This window comes from Bifidobacterium sp. N4G05 (assembly GCF_002742445.1).
Taxonomy (GTDB): Bacteria; Actinomycetota; Actinomycetes; order Actinomycetales; family Bifidobacteriaceae; genus Bifidobacterium; species Bifidobacterium hominis.
This window is the reverse complement of record NZ_NJNQ01000002.1, coordinates 292,011-310,536: the sequence shown is the minus strand read 5'-3', so window position 1 is coordinate 310,536 and position 18,526 is coordinate 292,011. Positions and strand designations below refer to the sequence as shown.

Annotated in this window: 14 protein-coding genes; 12 read left to right on the top strand and 2 right to left on the bottom strand. The window is 57.5% G+C overall.

The window, feature by feature from the left end:
* The first annotated feature begins 107 nt into the window (after window positions 1-107).
* Window positions 108-2,813 carry an ATP-dependent chaperone ClpB gene (clpB, locus tag CE153_RS03050; protein WP_099595104.1) on the top strand — a complete coding sequence of 902 codons (2,706 nt, stop codon included), beginning with the start codon at window positions 108-110 and terminating at the stop codon, window positions 2,811-2,813.
* A 149-nt stretch (window positions 2,814-2,962) separates the two neighbouring features.
* On the opposite strand, the gene CE153_RS03045 is transcribed toward clpB, so the two are convergent.
* Window positions 2,963-3,844 (bottom strand): copper-transporting ATPase, encoded by an 882-nt coding sequence (locus CE153_RS03045; protein WP_099595072.1) that lies wholly within the window; start codon window positions 3,842-3,844, stop codon window positions 2,963-2,965.
* 172 nt (window positions 3,845-4,016) lie between these two features.
* Between CE153_RS03045 and rmuC the strand changes: the two genes are divergently transcribed.
* The 3 genes from rmuC (at window position 4,017) to CE153_RS03030 (ending at window position 7,156) form a co-directional block, all read left to right on the top strand.
* Entirely contained in the window at window positions 4,017-5,351 is a 1,335-nt protein-coding gene (gene rmuC, locus CE153_RS03040; protein WP_099595071.1) for a DNA recombination protein RmuC, read from the top strand.
* 63 nt (window positions 5,352-5,414) lie between these two features.
* Complete coding sequence (locus CE153_RS03035; RefSeq protein ID WP_099595070.1) at window positions 5,415-6,065, top strand: orotate phosphoribosyltransferase; 651 nt, start codon at window positions 5,415-5,417, stop codon at window positions 6,063-6,065.
* 407 nt (window positions 6,066-6,472) lie between these two features.
* Entirely contained in the window at window positions 6,473-7,156 is a 684-nt protein-coding gene (locus CE153_RS03030; RefSeq protein ID WP_374110519.1) for a TrmH family RNA methyltransferase, read from the top strand.
* A gap of 272 nt (window positions 7,157-7,428) precedes the next feature.
* Here the strand turns inward: CE153_RS03030 and CE153_RS03025 are convergent, their stop codons facing one another.
* Entirely contained in the window at window positions 7,429-8,385 is a 957-nt protein-coding gene (locus CE153_RS03025; RefSeq protein WP_099595068.1) for a type IV toxin-antitoxin system AbiEi family antitoxin domain-containing protein, read from the bottom strand.
* A gap of 519 nt (window positions 8,386-8,904) precedes the next feature.
* On the opposite strand from CE153_RS03025, the gene CE153_RS08765 reads away from it, so the two are divergent.
* The 8 genes from CE153_RS08765 to rho all read left to right on the top strand — a co-directional run bounded on the left by CE153_RS08765 (window position 8,905) and on the right by rho (window position 18,412).
* A complete protein-coding gene (locus CE153_RS08765; RefSeq protein WP_143433071.1) occupies window positions 8,905-9,117 on the top strand; it encodes a hypothetical protein in 213 nt (70 codons plus the stop codon).
* A gap of 10 nt (window positions 9,118-9,127) precedes the next feature.
* A complete protein-coding gene (gene gatC, locus CE153_RS03020) occupies window positions 9,128-9,424 on the top strand; it encodes an Asp-tRNA(Asn)/Glu-tRNA(Gln) amidotransferase subunit GatC (RefSeq protein WP_003833990.1) in 297 nt (98 codons plus the stop codon).
* A 1-nt stretch (window position 9,425) separates the two neighbouring features.
* On the top strand, window positions 9,426-10,955 hold the full coding sequence (gene gatA / locus CE153_RS03015; RefSeq protein WP_099595067.1) for an Asp-tRNA(Asn)/Glu-tRNA(Gln) amidotransferase subunit GatA: 1,530 nt from the start codon (window positions 9,426-9,428) through the stop codon (window positions 10,953-10,955).
* Between the two features lie 25 nt (window positions 10,956-10,980).
* Window positions 10,981-12,477 (top strand): Asp-tRNA(Asn)/Glu-tRNA(Gln) amidotransferase subunit GatB, encoded by a 1,497-nt coding sequence (gene gatB, locus CE153_RS03010; protein ID WP_099571965.1) that lies wholly within the window; start codon window positions 10,981-10,983, stop codon window positions 12,475-12,477.
* 283 nt (window positions 12,478-12,760) lie between these two features.
* Window positions 12,761-13,864 (top strand): GNAT family N-acetyltransferase, encoded by a 1,104-nt coding sequence (locus CE153_RS03005; RefSeq protein ID WP_099595066.1) that lies wholly within the window; start codon window positions 12,761-12,763, stop codon window positions 13,862-13,864.
* Window positions 13,864-14,175: a DUF2469 domain-containing protein gene (locus CE153_RS03000; RefSeq protein WP_003833998.1), complete on the top strand. Its 312-nt coding sequence runs from the start codon at window positions 13,864-13,866 to the stop codon at window positions 14,173-14,175. Before CE153_RS03005 ends, CE153_RS03000 begins: the two co-directional genes overlap by 1 nt.
* A 188-nt stretch (window positions 14,176-14,363) precedes the next feature.
* On the top strand, window positions 14,364-15,953 hold the full coding sequence (locus CE153_RS02995) for an NAD(P)/FAD-dependent oxidoreductase (RefSeq protein WP_099571963.1): 1,590 nt from the start codon (window positions 14,364-14,366) through the stop codon (window positions 15,951-15,953).
* 335 nt (window positions 15,954-16,288) lie between these two features.
* Window positions 16,289-18,412 (top strand): transcription termination factor Rho, encoded by a 2,124-nt coding sequence (gene rho / locus CE153_RS02990; protein ID WP_099595065.1) that lies wholly within the window; start codon window positions 16,289-16,291, stop codon window positions 18,410-18,412.
* Window positions 18,413-18,526 lie beyond the last annotated feature (114 nt).

Here is an 18,526-nt window from a genome sequence, read left to right as displayed (position 1 = left end):
TTGGGAATAGAATGGTGGTGAAGTCGGTTGAGCATATCAGACAACGACATATGCGTCGACGCAACCGTGCGAAAACCGGACGTTCGACGCGAACCATGGAGGATGATATGGAACAGAAGTTCACCACAATGGCGCAGGAAGCCATTTCCGACGCCGTGCAGAACGCGTCGGCTGCAGGCAACGCGCAAGTCGAAACCCTGCACCTGCTTGACGCGCTGCTGCGTCAGGAAAACGGCGTAATCCGCGGACTGATCGAAGCTGCGGGAGGCAACGCGCAGAACATCAGCGCAGCCGTGCACCAAGCGCAAGACACGCTGCCGAGCGCCAGCGGATCGACCACCGCGCAGCCGCAGGTCAGCAGGCAACTGTCCGCCGTGCTTGCACAAGCGGGCAAGGAAATGCGGCAGATGGGCGACGAATACGTCTCCACCGAACATCTGCTCATCGCCATCGCAGCGGCAAAACCAAACCAAAGCGCGCAAATCATGGAACAATACGGCGTGACCGCCGACGCGCTACGAAAGGCTGTGCCATCGATTCGAGGAGGCGCGAAAGTGACCAGCCCCGATGCTGAAGGGTCGTACAAAGCTCTCGAAAAGTACTCGACCGACCTGACCGCGGCCGCGAAAGAAGGCAAACTCGACCCGGTGATCGGTCGCGATCAGGAAATCCGCCGTGTGATCCAGATCCTGAGCCGCCGCACCAAAAACAACCCGGTCCTGATCGGCGAGCCGGGCGTGGGCAAAACCGCCGTGGTGGAAGGCCTCGCACAGCGCATCGTCGCCGGCGACGTGCCGACAACCTTGCAAAACAAGAAGCTCATTTCGCTTGATTTGGGCTCCATGGTGGCCGGTTCAAAATACCGTGGCGAATTCGAGGAACGTCTGAAGAGCGTGCTGCAGGAAATCAAGAACGCCGACGGGCAGATCATCACCTTCATCGATGAGATCCACACCATCGTCGGCGCGGGCGCGGCCGAAGGATCCATGGATGCGGGCAATATGCTCAAGCCCATGCTTGCACGCGGCGAACTACGCCTGATCGGCGCCACTACGCTCGATGAATACCGTGAGAACATCGAAAAGGACCCGGCGTTGGAACGTCGTTTCCAGCAAGTGTTCGTAGGAGAGCCGAGTGTTGAAGACACCATCGCCATTCTGCGCGGCATCGCGCCGAAATACGAAGCCCACCACAAGGTGACCATCGGCGACGACGCGCTCGTGGCCGCGGCAACACTGTCGAACCGGTATATTTCCGGCCGTCAGCTGCCAGACAAGGCCATCGACCTGGTGGACGAGGCCGCATCCCACCTGCGCATGGAACTCGACTCCTCGCCTGAGGAAATCGACGAACTGCAACGCCAGGTCGACCGACTCAAAATGGAGAAGTCATACCTGCTTGGCAATCCGAAAGACGATGCCGCCGCAAGCAAAGCCGAAAGCGAGCTTGACGAAAGCGCCAAGGAACGTCTCGACGACCTCAATAAGGAAATCGCAGACAAAAGCGAAAAACTCAACGGTCTGAAAGCACGCTGGGACGCCGAAAAGAACGGACACAACCGCATCGGCGACCTGCGCAAGAAGCTCGATGAACTGCGCACCCAAGCCGAACGGTACGAGCGCGAAGGCGATCTGGCGAAATCCTCCGCCATCAACTATGGCGAAATTCCGGCCATCCAGAAGGAAATCGCACAAGCCGAACAAAACGAGGCGGTGGCCAAGGATGGTGCGGCCGGCGTGACTGGCGACGACGGCGCGGCGGATGATATTCCGATGGTGCCGGACCGCGTCGACGCCGATTCCGTGGCCGAAATCGTGTCCGACTGGACGGGCATTCCCGTCGGCCGCCTCATGCAAGGCGAAAACGAGAAGTTGCTGACCATGGAAGATTATCTCGGCAAGCGTGTGATCGGTCAGAAAGAAGCTATTCAAGCTGTTTCTGATGCAGTACGCCGATCGCGCGCGGGCATTTCCGATCCGAACCGCCCGACGGGATCGTTCCTGTTCCTTGGACCGACCGGCGTGGGTAAGACGGAACTTGCCAAGGCGCTCGCCGACTTTCTGTTCGACGATGAAAAAGCCATGGTGCGCATCGACATGAGCGAGTACATGGAGAAAGCCTCCGTGTCTCGTCTGATCGGTGCTGCGCCGGGCTACATCGGCTATGAGGAGGGTGGTCAGCTGACTGAGGCCGTGCGTCGCCGCCCGTATTCGGTGGTGCTGTTCGATGAGGTTGAAAAGGCCAATCCTGAAGTATTCGACGTGCTGTTGCAGGTGCTCGACGACGGCCGCTTGACCGACGGGCAGGGTCGAACCGTGGACTTCAAGAACACGATTCTGATCATGACCTCCAACCTTGGCTCGCAGTTCCTGGTGAACACCGAACTGGATGACGAAGCCAAGAAGAAGGCCGTGATGGACGCCGTGCACATGCAGTTCAAGCCGGAATTCATCAACCGCTTGGATGAACTGGTCATGTTCCACCCGCTTACACGCGAAGAACTTGGCGGCATCGTGGACATTCAGGTGGCGCAGGTTTCGGCCCGCTTGGCGGATCGCCGCATCAAGCTGGATGTTACCGATTCGGCGCGCGATTGGCTCGCCAACACCGGTTACGATCCGGCGTATGGCGCTCGCCCGCTGCGTCGTTTGGTGCAAACCGAAGTCGGCGACCAGCTGGCGCGCATGCTGCTGGCTGGCGAAGTGCACGACGGCGACACCGTGCTTGTGGACCAGACCGGCGGCGACCATTTGGAGCTTTCCTCGTGGGCTCCGGGGCAGATCGACGACGATTTTTCGGCGGAAGCTAAGTGACGGTCGGAGTCATTCGGCTGATCGGTTTGGCCTGACTGACTGTCGCTTGGCCGAGTCGCGAAAACGGTCTAACCGTTGACGATGGGCGGATTGCGCATATGCGGGTCCGCCCATTTTTCGCGACTGCGCGATTTTTTGCGAAAACCGTTTTACCGTGACGGTTGGCGGTCGTATGCCTGCAAAACCAAGCCTGCGACCGTCAAAACCGTCGCACCGATCAACACGGCAATCGTAAGCTTCGGCTGAAGTCCGAAAATCAGCCACAAAGCGAACGTCCAAACCGCGATGACCATCGTCACGGTCGCGGTAATCTGCGTTACCCGCGTGCGAATCTCATATACGATGCTGGCTTGGATAAGCGTATCCGTGCTTTGCTGTGTTTCTTGTGTTTTTTGCGTTTCCTGCGATTGTATTTCCTGCGTCTCTTGCAATTGTGCGGTCGAAATATCGCCTTCCGATGCTTTCTTTGCCGTGGGGCGTTGCTCGATCATCGAAATTGCAAGCGCCAGCACGGCGACCATGCTTGCGAAAGCGAAACATTGGTTGCGTGATCTTTCGGGGGAAAGCCACGACACCACGCACGCCAGCAGGCTGTAAGCGTACACGATGGTCATGGCGAGTGACAGCAGCGAATCCGCGTTAGGCGTGCGGCTTTTCAGGGCGGCGGTGCCATGATTGTGCATCGGCGCGGCGCAATAGAACATGACCGGCGTGGCGATGATGGCGTGCAGCCATGGATTGGTCAGCCAGTGGGGGAGTGCGATGCCGCCGAATGTCAGCATGGTTACGGTGAATGTGGGAATGGTCAATATGGTTGCGATGACGAGACGCTTGGTGATGTCGCTTCTGTGTGTTTTGCCGGCTATCTCGTCTGGGTTTTCGACGTGATTTTCGGTGGGTTTTTCATCGGTGGTGTGCTGGTGGGAGGGGGCTGTGACATCGTTTTCTCTTAGGAATAGCCTGAGGATGGCCCAAGTGGCCACGGCCGCCGCAACAATTGCCGCCACCGTCATGAACAAATCGAATCCCATGTGTTTCCGAACCCCCGGATTGCCTCTTGAATACCTCTCGAATATTCAGCGTGCTCGCGTTGCCGCCATGTTCGTGAGCACGCTTCGGCTCCAAGCATAATGCAGCTGGGCGCGGTTGTCTTGCGAACCTTGATCTTTCAAGATGTCCTGGGCATACTGTTACATAGAACATATGTTCGACAATCCTGTGTTTGTGGTGATTCTTCTGGTGGTTGTGGCCGCGCTTGGAGCTGCGGCCGGCTTTTTTGCGGGCCGCGCTAAAGGGCAGGAAATGGCCCGTGATGCGAAAACTGCTGATCTTAACGAGGCAAAAGCGCAGATCGAAGCTGATCGGCAGGAAATCAGCGAATTGTCCACATCGGTGACCCAATACCGTACGCAGGCGGAAGGGTTGGCCCAACAGTTGACCTATCTCAAATCGCAGCTCGCGCAGGCCCAGCGGGCCGAACAGGAACGTGTGGAGCGTGAGCGTGAGCGTGCCGCAGCCGAAGCGGAACGCAAACAGGCCGAAAACGAGCGAAAACTGCAGGAGCAGAGCAAGGTATTGTCAGCGCTCGCGCCCGTGCAGAAGAATCTTGATGCCCTGCAGCAGAAGGTTTCGCAAATCGAAGAGGGTCGCAAGCGAGAAATGGGTGCGCTTGGCGAGCAGCTCAAGGGGCTTGGCGAGCAGCAGGCCCGTCTTGACCGCGAGACCAACGCCCTGTCGTCCGCGTTGCGCAACAACAAGGTGCGCGGCGCGTGGGGTGAGGCGCAGTTGAGGAATATCGTGGAATCCGCCGGGCTGCTGGAACACGTGGATTTCGATACGCAGGTGGTCGTCACCGATGCGGACGGTCGCGCGCAGCGTCCGGATATGATCATCCACATGCCGGGCGGCAAGACCATTCCGATCGACGCAAAGGCCCCGTATGCCGACTATCAGAAAGCGTGTGAAATTCCCGACACCGCCACGCCTGAGGAGTTGGCACGAAAGTCGGAATTGCTGCATGCGCATGCCAAAGCGGTGCGCGATCATGTGAAAACCTTGGGCGACAAGGCCTATTGGAATGCGTTCGACGACGCGCCGGACTTCGTGATCGCCTTCATTCCCAACGAATCCTTGTTGCAGGCGGCTTTGGAAACCGATCCGACGCTGATGGACGACGCGTTTGCGCGCAAGGTTGCCTTGACTTCGCCGATTACCTTATGGGCGGTGCTGAAGTCCGTGGCCTACGCATGGCAGCAGCAAAGCCTGACCGATGACGCAAAAATGCTGTTCGACCTGTCTCGCGAATTGTATGAACGGTTCGCCGTGCTTGGGGACCGTGCCACCAAGCTGGGATCCGCTATCACCAAAACGGTCGGCGCCTACAATGCGTTCGCCTCGTCACTGGAATCGCGTGTGCTGGTCACCGCACGCAAGCTGCAGCGCGTCGACCAGAGCAGAATTATCGAACCCGTGAACATGATCGCGCCCGAAAAGGCCGATGTCCGCGAACTCAACGCTCCCGAAACCAGTGCACAGTAACCTCTGCCTGATACGTGTCGGTAGGGGATAAGGTTTGACGAGCCGAAAGGATAGGCTAGGAACATGACCGAAGAGAAGACTTTCCGTAAGACCAAGTCGGTTGCTGCGCCTGCCGATACTTCCACGCATAGCGACATCGATTTCGCCATGCTTGAGCCGCGTGACCAGCTGAAGTCGCTGTTGCAGGCTGAAATGGCAGACAAGCCATTCTCGGAGCTTTCCTCCGTACTGTTCGACCATCGTGGCGCTTCGATCGTTGGGCATATCCTGCTGGACACGTTGGAAGAGGCCGGTTATTCCGTGGATGATTTCGACGCGGTGGGTGCGTTGACCGCGGCCTCGGTTCCGCTGGTGTCCGCCATGATTCAGGCGGCCGCTTCTCGTGGGGAGAACCTGAACGGTTTCGTGATGGATTTCGTGTATCCGTCCATCAAGGGGCCTTCGATCGCAGGCAAGCGCGTGGTTTTGTTGGATTCCTGGTTATCTGAAAAGTCGTATGTGCAGACGTCCTCGTTGGTTACGTTGCGCAATGGCAACGAGTTGAGCCTTGACTTCTCCGTGGTAAAAAACGAGGGTGCTAAAGTGCTTGCCGTCGCATCGCTGATTGGTGGCGTCGATATGGCGTCGCCTTCTATCAAGGTCATCAATCCGGTTGACGGAAGCGAATCCGATCTGCCGTTTGTGGAAGTATTCAAGGAATCGGAACTTCATTAAGTGTCACAACACTGAGTATCGAAGTGTCGCAGCTTTTCGGTTGCATTGGTGGTTCGGTAACGCTAAATAGCGTGTTTCACGGAACGTTTTACGACTTTGCGTCTAGTTGGATCAATTAATGAGTTGTGAGGAGGAATCGCGTGCATCAGCCTAATCCCATCGATATTGCGGCGAAAGCATCCGGAGAGCCGGTCTTTCGTGAAGTGGGCGTAGGTCCGTGGGCTGAAGCGCATCTTGGCGAGCCCCGTCCGGATGATCCGCAATCGCCGAATTATGATCGTCGATTCGATTCGTCTCTGCTTGATGAGGGTGATCGCCGCAACGTGCTTGACCGGTATCGTTACTGGACGGTTTCGGCCATCAAAGATGATCTTGACGCTCATGGTCGCCATGATTTTGAGGTTGCCGTGGAAAACTGGACGCACGATTTCAATATCGGATCGATGGTGCGCACTGCCAACGCATTTCAGGCAAAACGCGTGCATATCGTCGGTCCGCATAAATGGAATCGCAAGGGCGCGTTGATGACGGAACTGTACCAGCACGTCGAAAACCACCCTTCCATAACCGAACTGGTCGAATGCTGGAAGCTGCGCATTGCCGGAGAAATCGCGGCGGCGCGATCGCAAGCCTCCGCAATCGCATTACATATGCACGAAAACGCGAAAAGTGGGCACGGTACCGGTATGAACGATGCTGCTTCGCTGAATGAGGGCCGTGCTACTGAGTGTGCTCCAGCTGGCAATTCAATGGATACTTCAACCGCATGTGGCGCTGAAAATGGGAACAAGCTGTCCTATATGACGCAGCTGGCAGCGATTGATCAGCGCATTGCCGAGTTGAAGGCTGCGCGGGTGATTGCGCTTGACATCATTCCGGGTGCGGTGCCGATGGAAACATATCGCTTTCCGAAGCGATGTCTTATGTTGTTTGGTGCGGAAGGTCCGGGACTGTCCGAAAAGGCACTTGAGCTGGCGGATGACGTGGTCTACATTTCCCAATTCGGTTCGGTGCGTTCCATTAACGCCGGAGCTGCCGCCGCGGTTTCCATGCACGCCTGGATCGCCCAGCACGCCGCACCCCAGTCCTGACCGGCTCCTATCGTTCCAAATCCTCCAGTCACTGGAGGAATCCTCCTGCTGGCAGACTACTCAACGTCCCAATTTCTCCAGCGATTGGAGGAATCTTCCTGCAGAAAGCCTCACCAGAGACCCAAATCCTCCACCTACTGGAACAATCCTTCCGCTGAGTGCCTTGCTAGAGTCTAGATTTCTCCACTCTCTGGAGGGATTTTCCCGGTGGCGAACTTCTCAGCGTCCCGACTTTTCCACTTACTGGAGGAATCTTCCCGCAGAAGATCACCCTATGAAACGCAAGGAACCCCAGCGCGCCGCAGTTTCGCAATCAGCGGTTTTTGCCGGACTGCATCGTCAAAAGTAAATCTGACGATTTCCGTAACTCCTGCGCGAAAAAGCGCCTGTTCGCGTTCTCTCTCGGCCTGCACGGTTTCCTGTATGCTCTTACGATCGGTCATTTGCGGATCAACGTATTTCGCGGTGCCGTCAAGTTCCCCAACAATGATTCGTCCATCGGCTGTGCGCCATAAAAAATCGACCCTGAACTGTTTTCCTGTAAGGGGATCAGTAAAGGGAACCTGTAATTGGGGAACCGAAAATCCATTTTCAATCATGACCGCACGAGCAAAAGATTCGCCGCCATTCTCGCTTCTCGCATCGGTATATCTCAGTAATTTGAAGATGCGTGAGCAGTCGAGAGTCGTGCGCGCACATTCTTGCAAAATCTGCTTTTCTTCGATTCCATTCGAAGCTGCATCGTCAAAAATCGGTAGAGAATGGACGAAATCTATCGTGCGTCCGCAATCTAGCAGCGTACGAGAGGGATTCGTGACGGCAATTCCATTTGCGATTACCGCTTTTTCTCTGGGACATGGACTGTATATGATATTGAGTTTTTCGTGCGGTCGGTATGATCCGTGACTGGGCAATGTTATGGTCAGTCCTTGCCGGTGCAAGATTCGCGGATGATCGAATCCATGGGCTGCGGCGGCTGTTATTCCTGAGAAAACCCAGTTGGGGTGGAGATCCCTAAGGGCTCTGGCCATGTGTAACGATTGCTCTGGCTCGTTGAGCTGATGCCAATATTCGGCGCGGGTGAAGAGCCCCGGATATGGGCGCGCAAGATCGCCCGCGCGGTACCTGCGGTACAGGCCCTTCTGGATGAGAGGGTCGCTGCTATGTGCGCATCGTCGCGCATTTTCTGCTTGATCGAGCAGCGTATCGATTTGAGGATATGCTTTCATGGTTTGACGCTACCTTATTGAGATACTGCTAAGGAAGCGCGATTGACAAATGTGGATAAAGGATGCCGTTTCGGGCGTGTCTGTGGATAACTTACGATTTTTGTGGATAACTGGTTGGTTGTTTTGTAGATAAAGGTTAATGTCACCTTATTCCATATGAATTTAGGCTGTTTCTTCTGTTAACTGGGTATTTTGAGTATTGAGATACTGCTTAGAGTCCGAATTGTTCCAGTTGATGGAGGTTTTAGGACTGTGAATGGCTTGTCGGCGGGTAGATTCCTCCAGTGGGTGGAGGATTTTGGTCTCCTGTGGGGCGTCTAGCGGGGTGATTTCTCCAGTGGGTGGAGGAATCGGGACGATTGGAGGCCTGTCAGCGGGGTGATTGTTCCAGTGGGTGGAAGTTTTGGGATTGTGAGTGGCTGGTTTGTGGGTGGATTATTCCAGCGACTGGGGGATTTGGGACTGCGGTGTGCTTCTGGTGAGACTTTGGCGGGACGGTGTGCTGGTGGGGCTGGGCTAGTGTGGCTGCGGCGAGGCTGGTGGGCTGGGTTGGTGTGGCCAGGCTGGTCCGGCTGGACTGCGGCGATTGGTGCGGCTGGACTGCGGCGACTGGTCTGGCTGGACTGCGGCGGCTGGTGCGGCGAGGCTGTTCCGGCTGGGCTGGTGCGGCTGGAGCGTGAGGCTGGGGCGATAGGCGAAATGGGTGGGGCGCTAGTCACACAGACGCGTTAATGTTAGGGACATGCCTACTTTCACCAAAGAAGAAATCGTGCATCTGGGCGATTTGGCCCGAATTGCACTCACTGACGAGGAGATTACCCGTCTGCAGGGCGATCTGAACGTCATCGCAGAATCCATCAACAAGGTCCAGGAAGTCGCTACCGACGATGTGGAACCGACTGCAAACCCGATTCCGCTGGAAGCCTACCTGCGCCCGGATGTGCCGGAAACCCCGCTGACTCAGGAAGAAGCAACTGCGGGCGCCCCGGTTTCTGAAGCCGGCATGTTTGTTGCGCCGCGCATTCTAGGGGAGGAGTGACATGAGCGAACTCGTCAAGCTTTCCGCCGCTGAGATGGCGGCCAAGATCAAGACCAAGGAAGTTTCCAGCCGCGAGCTGGTCGAAGCGCACCTCGAAGTCATCGAAGCCGCCGAACCGAGCATCAAGGCCTTCCTGAAGGTATCCGGCGAACAGGCCCTCGAACAGGCCGACGCCTTCGACGCCAAGTCCGATGAGGAAAAGGCTGCACTGCCGGAACTCGCCGGTGTGCCGATCGCCATCAAAGACATGATCGTCACCAAGGGCATCGAAACCACCGCAGCCTCCAAGATCCTCGAAGGCTGGGTGCCCCCGTACGATGCCACCGTCATCGAGAAGCTCAAGGCCGCAGGCATGCCGCTGCTGGGCAAGACCAACCTCGATGAGTTCGCGCAGGGCTCCTCCACCGAACACTCCGCCTACCAGACCACCCACAATCCGTGGGATACCGAGCGCGTCCCGGGCGGTTCCGGCGGTGGCTCTGCAGCTGCCGTGGCTGCATTCGAAGCCCCGCTCGCTTTGGGTACCGATACCGGCGGTTCCATCCGCCAGCCGGGTTCGCTGACCGGTACCGTCGGCGTCAAGCCGACCTACGGCGGCGTCTCCCGCTTTGGCGCGATCGCCATGGCTTCCTCGCTCGACCAGATCGGCCCGTGCTCGCGCACTGTGCTCGACGCGGCCCTGCTCCAGGAAGTGATCGGCGGCCACGACAAGCGTGATTCCACGTCCATTCCGGAAGGCCCGCGCCCGATGGTGGCGGCCGCCCGCGAAGGTATGAAGCGTGATCTGAAGGGCCTCAAGGTCGGTCTGATCAAGGAGCTCGGCGGCGAAGGCTTCCAGCCGGGCGTTATGGCACGTTTCAACGAAGGCGTCAAGAAGCTCGAGGAAATGGGTGCTGAGATCACCGAGGTGTCTCTGCCTCACCTGCCGTACTCCCTTGGCGCGTACTACATCATCATGCCATCCGAGGTCAGCTCCAACCTGGCCCGTTACGATGGCATGCGCTACGGTCTGCGCGTCATGCCGCCGGCGGGTGTTCCTCAGACCGCTGCCAACATGATGGCCTACACTCGTGAAGCCGGCTTCGGCGACGAGGTCAAGCGCCGTATCATCCTCGGTACGTACGCCCTGTCCGCTGGCTATTACGATGCATGGTACGGTTCTGCGCAGAAGGTGCGCACCCTGATCATCGATGACTTCAAGAAGGCTTTCGACAAGGTCGACGTGCTTGTGGGCCCGACCAGCCCGGTCACCGCATTCAAGTTCGGTGAGAAGACTGAGGATCCGATGGCTATGTATGCCATCGATATCACCACCATTCCGGCCAACCTTGCCGGCGTTCCGGCTATGAGCATTCCTGCTGGTCTGAGCGACGACGGTTTGCCAGTCGGCTTCCAGTTCCTCGCTCCGCAGCAGCGCGACGAGGCCATGTACAAGCCTGCCGCAGCTCTTGAAGCAGCTCTCGAGGAAGACTGGAACGGCCCGATCTGGCAGTCCCTGAAGACCCCGTGGCTCGACGGCTTGAACAAGTAAGAAGCATCGGAGGAAAGAAAACAAAATGGCTGAAAAGTTGATGAAGTACGCCGATGCCGTCAAGAAGTTCGACCCGGTCATCGGTCTGGAAACCCATGTTGAGCTGAGCACCACCACGAAGCTGTTCTGCCCGGCCGAAGTCTCGTTCGGTGGCGATCCGAACAGCCAGCTCACCCCGGTGAGCCTTGGTCTGCCGGGCTCTCTGCCGGTAGTCAACAAGACCGCCGTCGATTACGCGATCAAGCTGGGTCTTGCCCTGCATTGCGAAATCGCTGAATGGAGTCAGTTCGCACGTAAGAACTACTTCTACCCGGACATGCCGCGCGATTACCAGATCTCGCAGTACGACAAGCCGACCAACGGCAACGGCTATCTTGATGTGGAACTTGAAGACGGCACCGTGTTCCGCGTGCCGATCGAACGCGCCCACATCGAAGACGACGCCGGTAAGAACACCCACGTCGGTGGTGCTGACGGCCGTATCGAAGGTGCCGATCACTCCTTGGTCGACTACAACCGTGCAGGCGTGCCGCTGATTGAGATCGTGACCAAGCCGATCGAAGGCGCCGGAGACCGTGCCCCCGAAATCGCAGGCGCCTATATGCGCGCCATCCGCGACATCGTGCGTGCGCTGAACATCTCCCACGCTCGTATGGAGCAGGGCAATATGCGCGCCGATGTGAACGTGTCGCTGCGCAACAGCCCGTCCGACCCGTTCGGCACTCGTTCCGAAACCAAGAACGTGAACTCGTTCCGTGGCATTGAAAAGACCATTCAGTATGAGATTCGCCGTCAGGCGGCCATTCTGAGCGAAGGCGGCGAGATTCTGCAGGAAACCCGACACTGGGATGAGGCTTCGCAGACCACCGCCGGCGGCCGCGTGAAGTCCGACGCCGACGATTACCGTTACTTCCCGGATCCGGATCTGGTGATGCTGCACATCACCAAGGAGCACATCGAAGAGATGAAGGCCCAGATGCCGGAAATGCCGCGTGAGCGCCGCAACCGCCTGAAGGGCGAGTGGGGCTTCAACGATCTGGAGATGCGCGACGTGCTTAACGCCGACGCTCTGGACCTGCTTGAGGAAACCGTCAAGGCCGGTGCCACTGCAGCCGGCGCCAAGAAGTGGTGGCTGGGCGAGCTGAGCCGCGAAGCCAACAACAAGGGCGTGAGCCTCGAAGAGCTGCCGATCACTCCGACCGATGTGGCTGAAGTTGAGAAGTTGATCGCCGATGGCAAGCTCAACGACAAGCTGGCCAAGCAGACCGTCGCAGGTGTGCTCGCCGGCGAGGGCACTCCGGATGAGGTCGTCAAGAAGCATGGCTTCCAGGTCGTGTCTGATGACGGTGCTCTCGAAAAGGCCGTGGATGAGGCTCTCGCAGCCAATCCTGACATCGTTGAAAAGCTCAAGAGCGGTAACATGAAGCCGATGGGCGCCATCATTGGTGCCGTCATGCGCGCCACTCGCGGTCAGGCTGACGCGAAAGCCGTCACCAAGATCGTGATGAGCAAGATTAAGTAACGTTTACAACGATTACTCGCGATTGCTGAATCGCACGAAAACGCACGTTCCAAAAACTTGGGACGTGTGTTTTCTTATCTTTCCAAAAGAAAGGGAAAGAGCTAATCACCAGTTGTTTTTCTTACGATTACCGACGTGTCTTTCAATATCAAGTTATGCTGGTAGAGGAAGATTTATAACGATTGCCGCCGCGCTAATTCACAGCTGACGTACAGTCGGGTACAATACCCTCGGTACAGGTGCGGCGACGGTCGTACCTGCAATGACGTAGGGGGCGGGAAAAATGCCAGAGAATCTTGAGGCTGTAACACAGGAGCAGTCGGACCGGCAGTCGCGTGAGCTGCCGAAACGTATCGTTGTGCCGCCTATCAAAGGCGAGATGGTGCATCTACGCCCGGCCGTGATCGGGGATCTCGACCGCATGGACGCCATCGAGGCGTACGTCGGCGCTTCCGGAATCACTGGTAAGGACCGAGTCGCCGAGCGTGGCGCGGTGCGTGCGTGGGTACGTCGTTCCGTGGCATGGTCCCAAGGCGAGGCTCCGTCCGAATCCGGTGTGGGGGACCCGGAATCACGTCGCACAATCGCATGGTCCATCATCACCGAAGCCGACCATGATGGCGATGGTAGGATTGATGCCGCGAATTCCGACAATGTGATCGGCATGATTTTCCTGATCGATATTGACGGTTGGGCCCGTTCCGCCCGCATTCAGGTGGTGCTTGGAAAGGATTACAGGGGCCGTGGCTATTCGCGAGACATCATGCCGCGCGTGATGACGTACGGTCTTGCTCCGGAGCCGGCAGGCCTTGGCATGCATCGCATTTGGGTCGCAGTGCCCGAACAGAACACGCGTTCCGTGTCCGTGTACCAGTCGTTGGGATTCGTGCCTTCCGGTCGCTCCCGCGACGCCCTGTGGAACGACTCGCAGAACCGTTACCAGGATCTGATCGTTATGGACACGCTGGTTGACGAGTTTGATCCGATCCGCTCGCTTGACGCGTTCGGCATGCACGTGATCGAAGACAATCCGGGCGTCAAGGAGGCTTTGAGTGCACGCGAGCATTCGATTGCCATTCGACTGAATGAGAAGAATGCCACGAAACCTGATGCGGAAGGCGTGGGCGCCGACGATGCTGCGGCGGCTGCGCAATCCGTGCGGGAAGTTCCTTCTGACGGTATGGATGATGTGGCTGCGTCCCAGCAGAAGAACGTCGAAAGCGTGGATGCTGCGCGGCAAAGCGAGCGTGACGACCGCAAGTCTGTTAATGGTGATGCCGATGTCGAAAACAGCTGGCCGTATACGGCTGGCGAGCGCAAGACGTCGAAGGAAGCTTGGTGGCGTACGCTTGGGCGTGGTCGCAAGCGTGATGTGGAAGGTAAGTGATGAGCGCCGAGGATCTCGATAATTACGAAACCGACGCAGAACTGGCTCTGTATAAGGAATATCGCGACGTTATTAAATTATTTACTTACGTTGTTGAGACGGAACGTCGTTTTTATCTGGCAAATAAAGTCGATTTCAATGTGCGTTCCGCCGGTCAGGATGTGTATTTCGACGTGCGTTTGACCGACGCGTGGGTGTGGGACGTCTATCGTTCCAGTCGTTTCGTCAAGAATGTGCGTATCGTCACTTTCAAGGACGTCAATGTCGAGGAAGTGCAGAAAACCGATATCGACATTCCTGATTCCATATAGTCGATATGGTCGTATGTGGTCGCGTATCGTTTTGCTCGGCCTGATATTGTCTTGCTTGTTTTAGACCGTTCGGCTTGGTATTGCCTGACTTGGCTTGATTTTGTAAGCATTCGCACAAGTTGCGATGTTCGTTTCCCTACCATCGGGTAGACTATCAGGGATTTTTGTTTTCATAAGGAGACCTCAAAGTGACGCAAAAGCGATCCGTGGTGATTATCGGCGGTGGCCCTGCGGGCCTGACTGCCGCTTGGGAGCTCGTCAAGGACGGTGGCTCCGAGAACTACGATGTGACCGTGCTGGAAGCGACCCGCGAATTCGGCGGCATCTCCCGCACCGTCAAGCATGATGGCAACCGTATGGATATTGGCGGCCATCGTTTCTTCTCGAAGGACGAACGCATCATGGATTGGTGGAAGGGGGTCCTGCCGCTGCAGGGCGCGCCAAGCTATGATGACAAGAAGCTCGGTCGTGAGCACGATATGGAACCGGGCGGGCCGGATCCGGAAGTCGAAGACAAGGTGATGCTCAAGCGCCATCGTGTGTCTCGTATTTACTGGAACCGACACTTCTTTGACTACCCGATTTCCCTGAGTGCCAATACGTTGAAGGCCATGGGGCCGAAGCTTACGTTGGTTGCCGGTTTCAGCTATCTGAAGTCCATGGTGCACAAGCTGCCGGAAGACAATCTGGAGAACTTCTACATCAATCGTTTCGGCCGCAAGCTGTATTCCATGTTCTTCGAGGGGTACACCGAGAAGCTGTGGGGACGTCATCCGTCTCAGATTTCCGCCGATTGGGGTGCACAGCGCGTCAAGGGCCTGAGCATTATGGGCGTGCTGAAGAATGCGTTCCAGAAGCTCCTGCCGAAGAAGCGCAGCAATGCCGAGGTTGAAACCTCGCTGATCGAGGAATTCTGGTATCCGAAGTATGGTCCGGGCCAGCTGTGGGAAACCGTGGAGGCTAACTGCGAGGCCGCGGGCGTGAAGGTCATTACCGACGCCAATGTGGTGGAGATCCGCCAGTCTGATGGCAAGATCGCTTCCGTGGTGTATGAGGATTCCGAAGGTAATCGCAACGAAATGGCTGCGGACGATTTCATCTCCTCCATGCCGGTCAAGGACCTCATCAACGCAGTGGACGCTTCCAGCAAGCCCGCGCCGAAGGATATGACCGAAATCGCCAACGGCCTGCCGTACCGTGATTTCGTGACCGTCGGTCTGCTCGTCAATCATCTGCGCTTGCCGAACACCACCGACATTCCCACCCTTGGTAATCCGCCGATCGTGCCTGATTGCTGGATTTACGTGCAGGATCCGGGCTATAAGGTCGGCCGCCTGCAGATCTTCAACAACTGGAGCCCGTATCTGGTCAAGGATGTTGATAACACCGTGTGGATCGGTCTTGAATACTTCTGCGAGGAGGGTGATTCCTTCTGGAACATGTCTGACGAGGAGGCGAAGAAGTTCGCCATCCAGGAGCTCACCCGCATGCAGGTCATCAACGGCCCTCAGGATGTGATCGATTCCCATCGCGAGCGCGTGAAGAAGGCATATCCGGCCTACTTCGACACGTACGACCGCATGCCTGAGCTCGTGGAATACCTCGATTCCTTCGGTAATCTGTACTGCGTCGGACGTAACGGACAGCACCGCTACAACAACATGGATCATTCCATGGCCACCGCCATCGAGGCCGTCGGCAATATCAAGAATGGCAAGACGTCCAAGAAGAACGTGTGGTCCGTCAATACCGACAAGAGCTATCACGAGGAAAAGTAGGTTTCGGTAGGATCTCTCGGTAGGATCGGCAAACCGTTGTTTTAGTGCGACGCTCGCGTTGTTTGCCAGCGAAGACCCGTCATGTGATTGCATGGCGGGTCTTTTGCATTGCGATTTGCGATTGACTTGCAATGCTTGATTGACTTGCAATGCTTGATTGGCGCGAATACGTTGGCACGCCTGCGTTGCGTTGGTCTGGATAACGTTGTATGGTTAGAAAAGTTCGAAAACCGTGGTATTTCGCGGCGAACTTTCAGTGGCGGAACATTTCCGTATCTCTTTTTTACAGCTGTCGTGGGCGTGTGCCTGCGGGAAGCTAGGGAAAGGCAAAACTAGTGGCAACCAGCCCGAATCTTGAAGATATGAAACTGCCTGAGCTCAAGGAGCTTGCCAAGCAGATGGGCCTTCGTGGCACCTCCACCATGCGTAAGCCGGAACTTATCGCGACGCTTCAGGCTGCTCGTTCCGGCGGCGAGGCGCCGGCCGGCGTGACCGTTCGAGCCCCGAAGTCCGCAGCGTCCGCAGCTTCGGCTGACCCGGCAGCTCAGGTCGCAACTCCATCCGCAGACGCTGAGGTCGCGGCTGGTAGGGCCGAGAATGCCGGCAAGCCTGCTGAGGTTGCCGAGGTCAAGGCCGATGATGCTGAGGATTCTGAAAAATCGGTTTCCAAAACCTCTAGGAGGACCCGCGTCGAGCGCACTGAGCGTTCCGAGCGCTTCAGCCGCCGTAAGCAGGCCGAAGCGCCGGCAAGCGAGGATGCCGTGGGCGTCATGGTCGCTGTGAACGCTTTGGACAGCCTCGACGAGACTCCGAAGCGCCGTCGTCGCCGTGATACGGAAGCAGCCGCCGATCTGCTCGCCGAATTGGGACTGGATGATGCTTCGCCGAAGCAGGATGACCGTCGTCGCCATCGCAAGGATGATGAGGCCGATGCCGAGCCGCGTCGCCGTCGCCGTGCGGTGGAGGAGCTGAAGGATGAGGATGTCGTGCGTGATCTCGACGATATTCTCGCCACGCTGCCTTCGCAAGGCAACGAGGGCGACGAGCGCCATGACGAAGCCGAGGATGGCGATTTCACACGTCGTGGCCGTGGCCGTGCCAGTGACAGGGGCGGCGATCGTATGGATCGTCGCGGACGCCGTCTGCGTGGCCGTGACCGCGATTATGACGAGCGTGACGATCGTCGTGGTCGTAACAGCGAGCGTAATGACCGCACTGAACGCAACGATCGCGTCGAACGCAACGATCGCACGGATCGCAATGTCGAACGTGTCGAACGCGAACAGCGCCACGAGGAGTCGAAAGAGGATCTCGTGCCAGTCGCAGGCATCGTTGACGTGCTCGATTCCTACGCTTTCGTGCGTACTTCCGGCTATCTGCCGGGGCCGAACGACGTGTACGTTTCCATGGGCCAGGTCAAGAAGTATGGCCTGCGCAAGGGCGACGCCGTGCACGGCTCCATCCGCACTCCGCGTGAGGGCGACCGCCGTAACCAGCGTCAGAAGTTCGTGCCCCTGCAGTCCATCGACTCTATCAACGGCATGACCGTCGAGGCAGCGCAGAACCGCCCGCAGTTCAACAAGCTCACCCCGCTGTACCCGCAGGAGCGCCTGAAGCAGGAGACCGCGCCGAACAAGCTCACCGGCCGTCTCATCGACATTGTGGCGCCGATCGGCAAGGGCCAGCGTGGTCTGATCGTGTCTCCGCCGAAGGCCGGCAAGACCATCACCCTGCAGAACATCGCCAATGCGATCGCCACCAACAATCCGGAAGTCCACCTGATGGTCGTGCTCGTGGACGAACGTCCGGAAGAGGTCACCGATATGGAACGCACGGTGCAGGGCGAAGTGATTTCCTCCACCTTCGACCGCCCGGCCTCCGACCACACCACCGTCGCCGAACTCGCCATCGAGCGTGCGAAGCGCCTCGTGGAGCTCGGCCAGGACGTGGTGGTGTTGCTTGACTCCATGACCCGTCTGGCACGCGCCTACAACGTCGCGGCTCCGGCTTCCGGGCGTATCCTTTCCGGCGGTGTTGACGCTCAGGCGCTGTATCCGCCGAAGAAGTTCTTCGGTGCCGCCCGCAATATCGAAAACGGCGGTTCCCTGACCATCATCTCCTCCGCTCTGGTGGAAACCGGTTCCAAGATGGACGAGGTGATTTTCGAGGAGTTCAAGGGCACCGGCAACATGGAATTGCGTCTGAGCCGCGAACTGGCGGACAAGCGCCTGTTCCCAGCCATCGACGTGAACGCTTCCGGCACCCGCCGCGAGGAGCTCATCACCGATCCGCAGGAACTGCCGATCATCTACCGTCTGCGCCGACTGCTTGGCGGTCTCGAGCCTGAGCAGGCCTACCAGACGCTCGTGCCACGTCTGAAGAAGACCGCGACCAACCGTGATTTCATGGCGTCGCTGATTCAGCAGAGCGGCAATAACGCGAATAATGGCAACAATTGATCGCAATTAGTCGCGAGTGATCGCAATTTGCGGTAAGCAAGCCAAGGGTCGTATGGCAATCGTCATACGACCCTTTCGTATATCCGCAAGGCATTGCAGATGTATGGATGATCA